Below are 15388 nucleotides of genomic sequence, written 5' to 3'. Positions count from 1 at the left end.
GGGGAGTCGGGAGTCGGGGACAAGGAGACAAGGAGGACAAGGAAGCTATTTTATCTAGCCACTAGCCACCAGTCACTAGCCACTAATAACTGATAACTGTAGTCAAATGCAAACAAATCGTTCCCTGTCAAATTCTACTTGTGGAGCGAGCGAAGAACAGATCGCTTCCCTAGAAGTGTTGCTACATCGGATGATGAATCGCATTCGTCAATCTTTGGAGTTGCCTGCGATTCTCTCAGGAACTGTTGCCGAAGTGCGTGCCTTTTTGGGAACCGATCGCGTGATGGTTTATCGGTTCGATTTAGATGGTAGTGGCGAAGTCGTAGCAGAATCGGTGCAGGAAGAACGTTTACCATCTTTACTGGGACAACACTTTCCTGCCGAAGATATTCCGCCCCTGGCGCGAGAGTTATTTTTGAAGGCGCGTCAGCGTTCGATTGTCGATGTGGCAGCACAGGAAATTGGCTCAAGTCCGTTGGATTGTCCAGTTACCGGAGTATCACTTCAAGAAATCGATATCCGATTTCGCCCTGTCGATCCTTGCCATGTGGAATATCTCACTTCGATGGGGGTGCAGTCTTCTCTAGTCGTGCCGATCTTACATCGCGATCGCCTGTGGGGGTTGTTAGTATCCCATCACAGTTTACCGCGACAAGTTACAGACCGAGAGTTGCAGGTGGTGCAGTTGGTAGCAGATCAATTATCAATTGCGATCGCCCAAAGTACCTTGCTCGAACAAACTCGCATCCAAGCCCAACAAGAAGCCACGATTAACCGCGTGGCTAAATTATTGCATTCCATGACCGAGATGCAGTTACAGCAAGCGTTAGAGCTAACTGTCTCGGCGCTGGGGGGAACGGGTGGCAGAGTTTATATTAGTCCCCAAAGACCAGGAACCGCAGCGCAGTTGTTGGCTTGTGGCGAACAACCGATTTGGCAATCTGAAGCGGGATGCCAGTTGTACCTGGAAGAATATTGGAGTTGGCGATCGTGGCTAGACGCACAAACAACTGTTGATGACGATCGCTGTACTTGGGCGATCGCCGATTGGCACGGTCTAGAAATTCCTCCAGAATTGGCTTTAGCATGGTTTCCGGTACGAATTCGCGGTCTGCTGATCGTGCGCTTGCACTACAGACAGCAAATCTTGGGTTATTTGAGCGTATTTCGGCGAGAAATTGAGATTGAAACCCTATGGGCGCGACGACCCGACCGCGACGATCCGCGCCACTTACGCCCGATTCAATCTTTTGAAACTTGGCGAGAATTAAAACAAGGGCAAGCGCAAGCCTGGACGAGTGCGGAAATAGAACTAGTGCAAGCTTTAGGTAGCCATTTTGCTCTGGCAATTCAGCAATATGAACTTTATTTACAAGTTCATGCCCTCAACGCCGATTTATCTCGCGATATTCAAGAACGCAAGCAAGCAGAGATTAAAATTTGTGCTTTAAATGCCCAATTAGAGCAAAGAGTACAGGAGCGAACCGCAGAACTACAACGTGCTAACGTCGAATTACTCAGAGAAATTGGCGTGCGCGAACAGGCGCAAGCTTCCTTAGAACGCCTCAGCCGCCAAAATGAATTAATTCTCAACTCGGCAGGCGAAGGAATTTACGGTTTAAACGCTCAAGGTAAAATTACCTTTGTCAATCCCGCTGCCGCGAGAATGTTGGGATACCGAGTTAGAGAGCTAATTGGATCTAATTGCGATCGCGATTTAGAAATTCATGCCAGCTACTTTTTACCAGAAACGCGCGATCGCTCCAATGCTAAATTTATCCATGCCATCCTCAACCATTCCCAACCGGACGGCACGCCTTACACTTGGGAAGAAAGCCCGATTTATGCCACCCTCCAAACTGGAGCAGTACAATACATGACCAACGATATTTTTTATCGTCGCGACGGGTCAAAATTTCCAGTTGAATACGTTAGCACTCCAATTCGAGAACAGGGAAAGATTGTCGGTGCAGTTGTTATTTTTAAGGATATTACAGAACGCCAAATTGTCGAGCGGATGAAAGATGAGTTTGTCTCAGTTGTCAGCCACGAACTCCGAACTCCTCTCACTTCGATTCGTACTGCTTTAGGTTTGCTAGCGCGGGGTTTTCTGGAGACTCAACCAGCCAAACGGCAGCGGATGTTAGAAATTGCGTTTGACAATACCAACCGTTTAGTCCGGCTCATTAGCGACATTCTCGACATCGAACGGATCAATTCTGGCAAAGTCATTATGCACAAACAGCTATGCGATGCATCAGAGTTGATCGTCCAATCGGCAGAGGTTATGCAAGCAATGGCTGAGAAAGCAGAAATTAATCTGTGCGTCACACCAGTATCAGCAAAGTTATGGGTAGATCCAGACCGGATCGTGCAGACGTTGACTAACCTACTTAGCAATGCGATTAAATTTTCCTCCCCAGGATCTACAGTTTGGCTGAGTGCGGAATTAGGGGTGAGGAGCGAGGAGAGAGGAGTGCGGGAATCTGAAGTAGAGGTAACTGGGACTGAGAACACAGAAGGAGACATCCAAAGTCCCAAATCCAACATCCCAAATCCAAAAAACGCCGACTCCCTCGCTCCTCGCTCCTCACTCCTCACCCCTCATATCACATTCCAAGTCAAAGACACCGGACGCGGTATTCCTGCTGATAAACTCGAATCAATTTTTGAACGCTTTCAGCAAGTCGATGCTTCTAACTCCGGTCATCAAGGCGGGACTGGCTTAGGATTAGCAATTTGCCGCAGCATCGTACAGCAACACGGAGGACAAATCTGGGTCGAAAGTGTTTTAGGAACAGGCAGTACTTTCTCCTTCACCCTACCCCTAGCGCAAAACAGCGAGCAGTGACCAGTTATCAGGGAGCAGGTAGCAGGGAGTAGGGAGCAGAGTAAGAGAGCGGAGGGAGCAGAGGAACGACAACCAACAACAATCAACCATCAACTAATGACCAATGACCAATGACCATGAAACGCATTTTAATCATTGATGACGAGCAGGATATTCGGGAAGCAACTCAAATTTGCCTGGAGATCTCAGGGGAATGGGAAGTGCTGACAGCCAGCTCTGGTGCAGAGGGATTGGTGACAGCTGCATCCGAACAGCCTGACGCGATTCTATTAGATGTGATGATGCCGGATATGGATGGATTAACCACATTCCAAGAGTTGCAAGCTCATCCTTTGACGCAAAATATTCCTGTCATTTTACTCACCGCTAAAGCTCAACCTGCCGAACAGAGACAGTTTACACAAATTCAGGTAGCGGCGGTAATTACTAAGCCTTACGATCCTTTTACCTTGGCTAATCAAATCGAGCAAGTTTTGAGTGCTGCTCAATCATGAAACAATTTGGTATTTAAATAAATAATTATTCATATTGTTTTCTATGAGTTGAATTACGTAGTTTGTAGAGTCTTATAAGTGTATCTTTTTGCTTATATATTATCGACTGTTTACATCCTTCATGAATTATTCATATTTTTCATCTACGCTACAAGATGAAACGCAGTCATGTTGCCTTTTGTCAATGTTCTTTGTTACTAGCTATTAGTCAATAGTGACGAACAAATGATAAATGATTCATGTACGGGCGGGTTTTGAGCCGAGATTGTTTGCCCAAAGGTGTAAATCTTTTGCTAAACCCAACTCTACGATGTACGGGCGGGTTTTGAGCCGAGATTGTTTGCCCAAAGGTGTAAATCTTTTGCTAAACCCGCCCCTACGGTAACTGATAACTGATAACTGATAATTGTGGTTAATCGTGCATCTCGCCGTGTTTTACTGATTGAGAATGAGAATGCGATTCGAGAACTAGCTCAGCTTTGTTTAGAAATCGCTGCTGGCTGGGAAGTTCTAGTTGCTGATTCACGTTGCGAAATTATTGTCTTAGCCGAAACAAGAAAAGTCGATGCGATTTTATTAGACTTGGATGCCTGCACTACCAAGTATAGCGATCGCTCAGTAGAAGTTGCAGCAGATCTAACACCCGATCGCGATTGGTCAACAATCTTACAACAACTACAGCAAAATCCCGTCACTCAGCATATTCCCGTGATCCTATTAACCAATACCATACACTCTTATCAGTTACCACAATCGCTGAATTTAGGCGTAATTGTTGCGATCGCCAAGCCATTCGATTTATTAGCTTTGGCTAACCAAGTCGCGATCGCCCTGAACTGGAACTAGTGACAGAAGGCACTCGTTAAATTCACAATTTCTTCAAACTGAAAATTATCGACTAAATGCGCGATCGCCTGGGCTAAAGATGCGCTCTCTGGGGGAATTTGGGCAATTAATTGATGCAATAACTTAGCATTAACGCAAATCGCCGCTTGACGCAATTGTTCGATCCATTCAACAGGCATGACTTGTAAGGATGAAGCATGAAGATTGCGGGTTGAATCGATTGCTTTTCTCTGTTCTTCCTCCTTGTAAATATATTGCACGCCAAGATATTCAGTCATTTTCTCAAATAGGACTTCGGCACGGAAGGGCTTGCGGATAAAGTCATCGCAGCCAGTAGCAACGGCAATTTGGCGCTCTTCCTCAAAAGCACTACCAGTTAAGACAATGATAATGGGAGCATCTGGGGCTGATTTGATTTGTTTGGTGGCTGCGTATCCATCCATGACAGGCATTCGCAGATCCATCCAGATTAGGTGCGGTTGCCAACTTTGCCAAATTGCGATCGCCTCTCGTCCGTTCTCTGCTTCTCGCACGTCAAACCCTACAGGTTGAAGTAGTTCTAATAACAACTGTCGATTGCTGGGTTTATCCTCCACAATCAAAATCCGATATGCAGGCTGCCCCGCAGCTAACCCGATAACTTGTCTGGAGGTTGTTGGTGATGGAATGACATCGGCTGCGGTATTCTCTGCTTGAATATAAAACTCAAAGCAACTTCCCTCACCCAAACGGCTTTCCACCGTAATATTTCCACCCATCAATTGCACGAATTTGCGACTAATCGGCAACCCCAACCCCGTTCCCTCCTGAGAACTAATACCCGCTTCCGCTTGCACGAACGGATCGAAAAGGCGATCGATTTCTGCTGGAGCGATTCCGACTCCAGTGTCTTCAACTACAAATTGGAGGGAGCAGGGAGCGCTTCGGTGCAGGGAGCAGGGAGTAGAGTTAGCTTCTTCCCGATTCCCGACTCCCGACTCCCGACTCCCCAAACTAACGCGCAGAGTTACACTTCCAGCCTGAGTAAATTTAATCGCGTTGCCAATTAGATTAACTAAAACCTGACGCAGTTTACTTTCGTCGGTGCGGATGCATTCGGGTAGATTGGGCGATCGCTCGACGGTGAATTCTAATCCTTTGGATGTCGCTTTAAATTGAAACATTTGTTGCAATCCATCCAGCAAATGATGCAGGTTGAAATCTTGCTCGTTGAGCGTAATTCTGTCTGCTTCAATTTTGGACATTTCCAGCACGTCATTAATTAAGGTGAGGAGGTGTTCGCTGCTGCGACTAATCGTATCGAGATATTCCTGTTGTTTGGGATCGAGGCTATTGCTGCGAGTCAGGAGTTGCGTAAAGCCTAAAATTACGCTTAAAGGAGTGCGTAATTCGTGGCTCATGTGCGAGAGAAACTGAGTTTTGGCATGATTTGCGACTTCTGCGGCTTCTTTTGCCTGCGCTAGGGTAGCTTCAGCAGCTTTGCGATCGCTAATATCGCGGGCTACCCAAAGGACTGTATTCTGAGAAAGAATAGAGACACTAGCGGAAAACCAAGTTTTTTTACCTTGGATAGGTAAGTAGTATTCAACGTTAATACTTTTTTGCCAGCACTCCCCCAGATCGCCAGACTGCTGTTGTAAATACAGCGTGCGTTGAATAGCGTCAAGATACAAATCTGCCGTTTCTTTAGGTAAAATGTCGTGCACGGTTTTGCCAATCCGTTGCACGCGGGGTTTGTAAGCCAAGGATTGTTTAGGAATATATTTTAAGTAACGCCCCTCAGCATCAAATACAATTACGGTATCTGTCATAGCAGCAAACATGACTTGCAGTTCTGCTTCCGAAGCTTGTAGCGCCGCTTCTGCTTGATGACGATCGCTAATATCGGCGATCGCGCCTTCCAAACATCCTTCTGCAACGTTTAACCGTGCCGAAAATAACCCCCAGAATGTCGTTCCGTCTTGTCGGCGAAATTGCTGCTCGAAGTTGTTAATTTCGCCTTGCTGTTGCACGATTTCGAGCATGTGCTGACGTTGGCTGGGATCGACATAAAAATCGATAGTGCGCTTATGTCCGACGATTTCTGCTGGCGATTCATGCCCTAACATATTTGCACATCGCTGGTTGGCAGCCAAAATTAAGCCATCTTCCAGCCGCACGCGAAAAATACCGAACAGGGAGTTCTCAAAAATTGCCCGTAATTTTGCTTCGCTTTGTTGTACAGCGATCGCAGAGGTGCGGAGTTTCCAAATAATTGAAGTGGCAATTCCAATGACTAGTAATGTAGAGAGTAAATAAAGTGCCAGTCGATTCAGACTTGCAGTATCGAGTGCTTGTTGATAGGCGTTGTAGTAAGTTTGGGCAATGTCTTCACCGCGATCGCCAGTCGGTAGCGACAATATGTTATTTACTAAGCGATCTCCTTGGGGACGGCGCGTTAAGATGATTCGCGCATGGGCGATCGCTCGTTCTACATCCGCACGTTGAGCTGTAGGGCGAGATACAGCAAGAATTTGAGAAATTGTACCTTCAATCTGTGGTTTTAATTCTTGGCTGGTGGTGAGGTTGAATAACAGTACGTCCTGTAATAATTGATTCAGAAGAGCTGCTAAAGTTGGATCGATCGTCTGATTCTGGAGCAAACTATTGACAGAAACAGGGAAATATGATTCAGAATTACGCAAAATAGCTATTTGAGACTTAAACTGTTCGATCTGGCTTTCCTTGTCCTGATAGAGTTGAATATGTAGTTTAATAGCGCGATTGATTGACTGTCGTTCGCCTGCATCAATAAACGCCGGAATTTGTTGTAAATCTGCTTGGATTCGTTTTAGTTTTGCCAATTCATGCACGATTGGATCGTAGTACGGCAGCAATCCCAACCGTGCTTGCAAGACATTTTGATTTATCCGCGCATCGAGTTCTTGAATTCGTAGTAAATTACTAATGTAGCGATTGTGTCGATTGGGATCGATCGCCTGTGACTTCATCCACAGCAGTAAAAATAAGATGATTGCACCCGTTGGCAACAAATAGTCACTCAGGGCAGAAGTGAATTTTCTCAAACGCAGCAGGCGTGAAGTCAACATAGTTCGCTAATAGATTCTCGCTTCCAGAGCGATCGCACTAATTTATCTGTCAGTTCCGCACCGAAAATTTTTGTAGCGATAGCGTTACCAGGATCGCGTTCTGCACTAATCTGACGCAACCGCAGATCGCGTTGTGCTAAAGCAGCCCGCTCTTCAACCGGAACGGGTTTTGCTTGCTCGATCCAAGTTAACCAGCGATCGCACATTTCATGAGCCGTAGTGCGGATTGCGGCTAGAGAATCTTCTGTGGCAGCACAAGTAAAGCAGAGATGGACTGGCGATTGAAATTGCCGCACGTATAAGCCTTTACTCACAAATAGGGAAAAATTGGGTTCGTCCCGCCATTTGAGATATGTTGAATCGAGCGGTTCGTAAAACTGCTCTACATACTCCAAATCAGACCATAAATCGACTCTAGGAACGTAGTCCATGTAGAAAAACACATTGGGCATCGTGCCAAATTCAAATACCAAGTGAGGAACGCGAATCTGCGGACTGAGCCAGGTTGTCAAGCGCATCGTGCTAAACCCCATCTTGGGAGCATTGAGAAACGAGTACACCAGCCAATCGATATTTGTGCCTGTAAACGTTTGCAGCGCGCCTGTAACGCTGCGATCGGGACTGCAAAAGCTCTGGAGCGGATGATTAGCAGGCTCAGGACGCAAATCGAAGCGATCTGTTAACTTTTGATACAGTTCGCCTTGAATTTCTCGTAGACGATCGAATACAGTCACGCGCTCTAAAATCATGACGATACTCCACGAACTTTCATTTTTGACCTAACGCCGGATGCTCTCCCGTGAGAGTGCGGAGGAACTGAACGATTAACTGGGTATCTTTAGCAGAAAGCGATCGCCCTAGTTGATACTTTGCCATGATGTTAATTGCCTGCTCTAATGTCCGAGCGGAACCATCGTGAAAATAGGGTGCTGTTAAGGCAACATTGCGGAGGCTAGGGACGCGAAAGACAAACATATCCGCCTCATCTTGAGTAACGTTATAGCGCCCTAAATCTACTTTCGCAATCTTACCGCGATCGCGGAAATAGTCGCCCATAATGCCAAACTTTTGAAACAAATTGCCTCCCACATTCATTCCTTGATGACAACTGACGCAACCGTAAGCTTGGAATAGTCGATAGCCTTCTTTTTCTGTAGCATTAATCGCAGATTTATCGCCGCGTAAGTATAAATCGAAGCGCGAGTTGGGAGTGTATAGCGATCGCGAATAGGTGGCGATCGCATCGACAACATTTTTGGCTGTTAAACCATCAGGATAATTTTGGTTAAATGCTCGTGCGTACTCTGGAACCTGTTGCAACTTTGGCAGCAAAACTTGCCATTCAATTCCCATTGCTCTAGGATTTTGAATCACTGCTGTGGTGAAGTCTTCCAAAGTGGCAAATTTCCCATTCCAATTCAAGTAGGCATTAAATGCTGAATTATATACAGTTGGAGCATTAATGTTACCTACTTTACCATTCACGCCAATTGAAAAAGCCTTGTTATCTGCCCCACCGCGACTGAGATCGTGACAACTCAAACAAGAAATCCGATTGTCTGAGGAGAGTCGGCGATCGTGAAACAGTTGTTCGCCCAACGCCACCTTACCTCGATCCAAGGAAATCTGGAGTGGAATTGGTTGAATCGGTTCATCCACTTGTACGGTTTCTATGCGTTCAAACACAGCTTCTCTCATTGGTTGGGGCGTTTGGATGCGTTGCCACCAAATGGCTACCAATGTTGCCAAAATTACCAATGCAACGAGATATATCCTGCGAAGAACTTGCTTAGTCATCAATAAGAAGTTTTTGTTATGTAGCGTTTCTATTTGATTTGCGAACATTTTGTCAAGGCTGTTAATAGTTAATAGTTAATAGTGGCTGACTATTGACCATTGACAGTCCTGAGAGAAATTTTACTTCGCTGTTTAGACTCGCTATATAATTATCAGACAAGTCGATTATTTTTATGCAGAATGTGAAAAATGGAGATATTCTGATCGTCGATGACAAGCCGGATAACCTACGGTTATTATCTGCCATGTTGAGCGATCGCGGTTATGAAATCCGCGCAGTGATGAGCGGATCTGCGGCTTTAATGGGAGCGCAGGCACAGCCACCAGACTTGATATTATTAGATATTAATATGCCTGAAATGAACGGGTATGAAGTTTGTCAGCGCCTCAAAGCAAATCATCTGACTCAAAATATTCCCATCATTTTTATCAGTGCGTTAAACGAAGTTTTGGATAAAGTCAAAGCCTTTACATTTGGTGGAGTCGATTACATCACCAAACCATTTCAAGAAGAGGAAGTCTTCGCCCGCATTGAAACGCAGCTATCTTTACGTCGGATGCAAGTGGCATTACAAACCCAAAACGATCGCTTGCAGCAAGCAGAAGCCGATCTCCGCCGCGCCTTGGAACAGGAACGGACGTTAAACCAGCGGATCGAAGAAATGACTGCAATAGAAGAACGCCATCGCATTGCCCGCGACATTCACGACTCTCTGGGACATATTTTAGTCGGACTCAATATTCAAATGGAAACCGCGCTAACGCTTTGGCAAACAGCACCCGATCGCGCTTTTGAGTTTCTGGGCGAAGCAAAAAAACTAGGGACTGAGGCTTTAAACGCCGTGCGCCGTTCGGTAACAGATATTAGGTCAGATCCGCTGCAAGGTCAATTATTAGATCGGGCGATCGCTGCCTTAATCGAAGAATTTCATCATACAACAGGCATTGCCCCTGAGTGTCAGCTCAATCTCTCCCTTCCCTTTTCTAACTCAGTAAATACTGTGGTATATCGAATTGTGCAAGAAGGATTGACAAATATATGTAAACATGCAAGGGCTACATCTGTCCAGTTACAAATTCAAACCATGCCCACCGAGCTATCACTGAAGTTGCAAGATAACGGTAGCGGCTTTTGTGCCGATGAAAACCAGAATGGCTTTGGATTGCAGGGAATGCGCGAACGAGTGCTAGCGGTTGGAGGACAGTTAGAAATTACCAGCGCACCTGGCAAAGGTTGTAGAATTACAGCCAGATTTCCTAGAAATGAAAGAGTCGTGTAGGGGCGGGTTTTTAGAGCATACTTTTACTAAAACAAAGAGTTCTGCGGATAAACCCGCCCGTACCGGAGTCGGGAGTAAAGATCGAGAGTAGTGCCTGGTGCGTGGTGAGTAGCAAAAATACAAATTACCAATTACAAATTACCAATTACAAATTACCAATTACCAATTACCAATTAAAATGATCCGGGTGCTACTGGTTGAAGATCAAGAGATTGTCCGACGCGGCTTGAAAACCTTGCTGGAAATTAAACCTGACTTGCAAGTAGTGGGAGAAGCTAGTAACGGACAGCAAGCAATTGACGCAGTAAGATCGCTATACGCCAAATCCGATCCACCAGATATTGTCCTCATGGATATTCAGATGCCAGTTATGGATGGCGTGACGGCGACTCAACAAATGTGCCAGGAATTTATCAATATTAAAGTTTTAGTTCTAACTACATTTGACGATGCCAATTATGTATCGGAAGCTCTACGCTTTGGTGCGAAGGGATATTTATTGAAAGATACTCCTGCGGAGGAACTAGCAGAAGCCATCCGCAGCGTTCATAAAGGATATACTCAATTTGGTCCTGGCATTATCGAAAAAATTGCTCCCACAACACCCTCCCCAGCACCAACTCCACCTCCAGAAGAACCGCCACCAGGATTTACAGAACTAACGCAACGCGAACGACAGGTATTACGCCAAATCGCCGTAGGTGCTAGCAATCGAGAAATCGCTCAGACGCTTTTTCTTTCTGAAGGGACAGTGAGAAATCATATTTCTCGAATTTTGACACGCTTGGATTTACGCGATCGCACCCAAGCCGCGATTATTGCCAATGCATTTCTCTCTTGGCTGGAAGATTAGGGACAGTTATCAGTGACTAGTGGCTGGTGGCTAGTGACGAGAATTGAGTCCAGCCACTAGCCACTAACCACTAGCCACTCTCTTGCCATGACAAATGTAATGCCTGAGAAATGACATTTATTCGATGCGATCGCACCTTTGCTGCTCGTAAATTAGAACCATTGCGGCAGTATGACAAGGAGCAAGCATAGGAGGTAGTCGGATGATGTCCAAAATTACAATGGCACAACTAACACAGACATGGCGATCGCAGTTAGCTGAAGACTACCCGCAAGCCAGTGTAGCCAACAGGGAAAGTATTGTTCGGTGGTTGCTTGGCGATGACTTAGAACGATTTGACAACCTGACTTCAGCTCAACTACACATGACTCAACAAGCATTGTCATTTCGCTATCAAATTCTGCAAAAGCGTTATTTAGGCATACCACCAGAACGAGCTTATCGCCGCCTCATCAGTCGTTTGAGTAGTTTATTGGTACTGCGGCACAAAGTTCGCGCTTTAGTCGCCCTCAGCCGCGATCGCCACCGCACTGTAGTAGACGTAATTCAAGAAGTTGTGCAGGAATTATTGCTGCGCGATCGCTACATTCAACAACAAGTAGCCTGGATTGCCCAGTGTACGAATAATTCCCAACTCCGTAGTGTCCTGCTATTTGCCAGTATAGAAGAATATTCTTTGCGTCCGATCCGCGATCGACCGCTGTTAGTCTATCGTACAATCGACTATTTGCAGCGCACCGCACGGGGAGGAATCACTTACTCACCTAACAGCGAGCAATTACAACTCGTGTCAGACGAATTTTTCACGGAGGAAAGCGACAATTCTTTCAGCTGGCTGGATAACCATGCCTTAGTTGCATATCAAGAGGCTGAAACCGAGGCAGAACAAAAAGTGATGCATGATGCTGTCAAACAAGAATTGTCCGATTACTTGCAGGTAAAACTAGGGATGGAAGCAGTACAGTGGTTGCAGCTTTATCTCCAGGGTAAATCGCAGCAGGCGATCGCCAACCAATTAAATTTGGACGTGCGACAAGTTTACCGACTGCGGGAAAAAGTCTGCTACCATGCAGGACGAACTTTTGCCCAGAAAAAACAACCAGAACTCGTAGCTAACTGGCTGAAAGCAAAAGTTGCCGAACACCAAAGTTGAAGACTTCTAGCCGCTCGGGATGCCTTACTCATTTTCTTTTCGCCGTTGCGGATCTTTGACTCAAGAGTGCTTGCACATCTTTACATCATCATATAACATCAGTTTTTTTGACTTTTGACCGAATAGGGATAAGGGAGCAGAGAGCGCACGAGCAGTAGTATACAAAAAAACTTCAGCGTAACGCATCACTCTCAATTTTTGGTGCGTTACTGAGATTTTTTCAACAATCAAACCGGATTCCTATAGTCAGAAACTATACAGGGAAAATGTAAGCTTTTATTAAGATACTATCTTTCTTCATTAGTTCTTCATTTTTTTTTCCTATTCTCCAAAAAGATAAAGATGCTAGTGCTTGAGTTTGAATACTCAGATTAAGACAACAGCCAAACAAACTAAACTCCTCGGAGTCTTTCATTGCCAGAAACAAAGTAAGTTATCACGCTATCCGGTGTAACTTGCGATCGAACTCTGGCTTTTTTTCTCAATTAACTATTGACGGCTCATAGTTGAAGGTTGATAGTTAACCGTCAACCACCAACTACCAACTACCAACTACCAATTACCAACTACCAATTACCAATTTTGTTTCTCGTATAACCAAGGAGAAATTTGATGACAATTACTCCAGAGCGAGAGCAAAAAGTAAGGGTTGTAGTCGATAACGATCCGGTTCCTACCTCACCTGAGTTATGGGCAAAACCAGGACACTTCGATCGCACTCTTGCTAGGGGTTCCAAAACCACAACTTGGATCTGGAACCTCCATGCTAATGCTCACGATTTCGACACTCATACCAGCGATTTAGAAGATATTTCCCGCAAGATTTTCGCTGCCCATTTCGGTCACTTAGCTGTCATATTTATCTGGCTGAGTGGCATGTATTTTCACGGAGCGAAATTCTCCAACTTTGAAGCTTGGATGGCAAATCCAACGGGTGTTAAACCCAGCGCCCAGGTGGTCTGGTCGCTTGTCGGTCAAGATATTTTAAATGCCGATGTTGGTGGTGGCTTCCACGGAATTCAAATCACTTCGGGACTATTTCAACTCTGGCGGGCTGCTGGCATTACTAATACTTTTCAGCTTTACTGTACCGCGATCGGTGGTTTGGTAATGGCAGCGATAATGCTCTTTGCTGGCTGGTTCCACTATCACAAACGCGCTCCCAAATTGGAATGGTTTCAAAATTGGGAAGCGATGATGAACCACCACTTAGCAGGATTGTTAGGCTTGGGTTGCCTGGGTTGGGCAGGACACCAAATTCACGTCGCTTTGCCCGTTAACAAATTATTGGATGCTGGGGTAGCTACTAAAGATATTCCCCTGCCTCACGAATTCATTTTGAATACACGCTTGATGGCAGAGTTATATCCTAGCTTTGCCAAAGGTTTAGTACCATTTTTTACCCTGCAATGGGGACAATATGCCGATTTTCTCACCTTTAAAGGTGGTCTGAATCCGGTTACGGGTGGTCTGTGGTTGTCCGATACCGCTCACCATCATTTAGCGCTTGCCGTGCTGTTCATCGTTGCCGGACACTTCTACCGCACTAACTGGGGTATCGGTCACAGTTTCAAAGAAATGTTGGATGATGCCAAATCTCCCAACATGCTGCCATTTTTAAACTTTATCGGTCCCGTGGGTCATGAGGGACTCGATAAAATCTTTGAGACTTCCTGGCACGCGAATCTGTCCATCCACTTAGTACAGTTTGGAACGGCTAGCCTTCTGGTGGCGCACCACATGTATGCTATGCCTCCCTATCCATACCTGGCAACAGATTACGCTACTGCCCTGTCTCTATTTACCCACCACGTCTGGATTGCCGGATTCTGTATCGTCGGTGGCGCAGCCCACGCAGCTATTTTCATGGTACGGGACTACGATCCAGCCCATCACGTCAACAACATATTAGATCGAACCCTCCGTCACCGCGATGTCATTATTTCTCACCTCACTTGGGTTTGTCAGTTCTTAGGCTTTCATAGTTTCGCTATGTACTGCCACAACGACACCATGCGGGCTTTTGGTCGTCCCCAAGATATGTTCTCGGATACGGGCATTCAGCTACAGCCAATTTTTGCCCAGTGGATACAACACATCCACACCGCAGCCGTGGGAGCGGCGCAAGTGGCTCAACCCTTGGGCGATGTCTTTGGTGGCGTGCGGGGAATCGAACTCTCAGGACTCGGTACGACAGCTCCAGGCATCGGCGCACCCGTCAGCTACGCTTGGGGTGGTGGTATGGTTGCAGTCGGTGGTAAAGTCGCCATGATGCCGATCGCACTGGGTACGGCAGACTTCTTGATCCACCACATCCACGCTTTTACAATTCACGTCACGGTACTCGTACTGTTCAAGGGCGTACTATTTGCCCGTGGTTCGCGGTTGGTTCCAGATAAGGCAAACTTGGGCTTCCGCTTCCCTTGTGATGGACCAGGACGCGGTGGTACGTGTCAGGTATCGGCTTGGGATCACGTCTTCCTGGGTCTATTCTGGATGTACAACTCCCTATCAATGGTAGTTTTCCACTTTAGTTGGAAGATGCAGTCAGATGTCTGGGGAACGGTCGATTCGGATGGCATTGTCACGCACTTGACCGGAGGTAACTTTGCTACTTCGTCGATTACGAACAATGGGTGGCTGCGCGATTTCCTCTGGGCGCAATCGGCACAGGTGATTCAGTCTTACAACTCATCGCTGTCTGCCTACGGTCTGATGTTCCTAGCCGGACACTTCATTTTTGGCTTTAGCCTCATGTTCCTGTTCAGCGGTCGGGGTTACTGGCAAGAACTGATCGAATCGATCGTCTGGGCGCACAATAAATTGAAAGTCGCTCCAGCAATTCAGCCGCGTGCCTTGAGCATCGTCCACGGTCGAGCTGTTGGTGTCGCTCACTACCTCTTAGGAGGAATTGTCACGACTTGGGCGTTCTTCCTCGCTCGCATGTCGGCAATTGGTTAGTGGTTGATTGCTGATAGTTAATGGTTAATGGTTGATTGCCATGAACTATTAACTATTAACCATT

At 46.1% G+C, this 15388-nt stretch carries 10 protein-coding genes; 7 read left to right on the top strand and 3 right to left on the bottom strand.

Annotated features, from left to right (window positions below; all coding sequences use genetic code 11):
- Positions 1 to 106 precede the first annotated feature (106 nt).
- From N4J56_RS05775 to N4J56_RS05765, 3 genes are all read left to right on the top strand, one after another.
- Positions 107 to 2851: an ATP-binding protein gene (locus tag N4J56_RS05775; RefSeq protein ID WP_317105591.1), complete on the top strand. Its 2745-nt coding sequence runs from the start codon at positions 107 to 109 to the stop codon at positions 2849 to 2851.
- 116 nt (positions 2852 to 2967) lie between these two features.
- Positions 2968 to 3345 (top strand): response regulator, encoded by a 378-nt coding sequence (locus N4J56_RS05770; RefSeq protein WP_410500430.1) that lies wholly within the window; start codon positions 2968 to 2970, stop codon positions 3343 to 3345.
- A gap of 408 nt (positions 3346 to 3753) precedes the next feature.
- Positions 3754 to 4191: a response regulator gene (locus tag N4J56_RS05765; protein ID WP_317105589.1), complete on the top strand. Its 438-nt coding sequence runs from the start codon at positions 3754 to 3756 to the stop codon at positions 4189 to 4191.
- Here the strand turns inward: N4J56_RS05765 and N4J56_RS05760 are convergent.
- From N4J56_RS05760 to N4J56_RS05750, 3 genes are read right to left on the bottom strand one after another with little or no spacing between them, the layout of a single operon-like run.
- Positions 4188 to 7280, bottom strand: a complete 3093-nt coding sequence (locus tag N4J56_RS05760; RefSeq protein WP_317105588.1) for a DAHL domain-containing protein — start codon at positions 7278 to 7280, stop codon at positions 4188 to 4190. The two genes, N4J56_RS05765 and N4J56_RS05760, sit on opposite strands and share 4 nt — an antisense overlap.
- Positions 7274 to 8029: a hypothetical protein gene (locus tag N4J56_RS05755; RefSeq protein WP_317105587.1), complete on the bottom strand. Its 756-nt coding sequence runs from the start codon at positions 8027 to 8029 to the stop codon at positions 7274 to 7276. The genes N4J56_RS05760 and N4J56_RS05755 overlap by 7 nt, the downstream gene beginning before the upstream one ends.
- A gap of 19 nt (positions 8030 to 8048) precedes the next feature.
- Entirely contained in the window at positions 8049 to 9077 is a 1029-nt protein-coding gene (locus tag N4J56_RS05750; RefSeq protein WP_317105586.1) for a cytochrome-c peroxidase, read from the bottom strand.
- A 173-nt stretch (positions 9078 to 9250) separates the two neighbouring features.
- Between N4J56_RS05750 and N4J56_RS05745 the strand changes: the two genes are divergently transcribed.
- From N4J56_RS05745 to psaA, 4 genes are all read left to right on the top strand, one after another.
- Positions 9251 to 10357 (top strand): response regulator, encoded by a 1107-nt coding sequence (locus N4J56_RS05745; protein ID WP_317105585.1) that lies wholly within the window; start codon positions 9251 to 9253, stop codon positions 10355 to 10357.
- Positions 10358 to 10535: 178 nt separating this feature from the next.
- Positions 10536 to 11210 carry a response regulator transcription factor gene (locus tag N4J56_RS05740; protein ID WP_317105584.1) on the top strand — a complete coding sequence of 225 codons (675 nt, stop codon included), beginning with the start codon at positions 10536 to 10538 and terminating at the stop codon, positions 11208 to 11210.
- A 202-nt stretch (positions 11211 to 11412) separates the two neighbouring features.
- Entirely contained in the window at positions 11413 to 12363 is a 951-nt protein-coding gene (locus N4J56_RS05735; protein ID WP_317105583.1) for a HetZ-related protein 2, read from the top strand.
- 612 nt (positions 12364 to 12975) lie between these two features.
- A complete protein-coding gene (gene psaA / locus N4J56_RS05730) occupies positions 12976 to 15324 on the top strand; it encodes a photosystem I core protein PsaA (protein ID WP_317105582.1) in 2349 nt (782 codons plus the stop codon).
- Positions 15325 to 15388: the final 64 nt, after the last annotated feature.

This window comes from Chroococcidiopsis sp. SAG 2025, from assembly GCF_032860985.1.
Taxonomy (GTDB): Bacteria; Cyanobacteriota; Cyanobacteriia; order Cyanobacteriales; family Chroococcidiopsidaceae; genus Chroococcidiopsis.
This window is presented reverse-complemented; position numbering and strand designations above follow the sequence as displayed.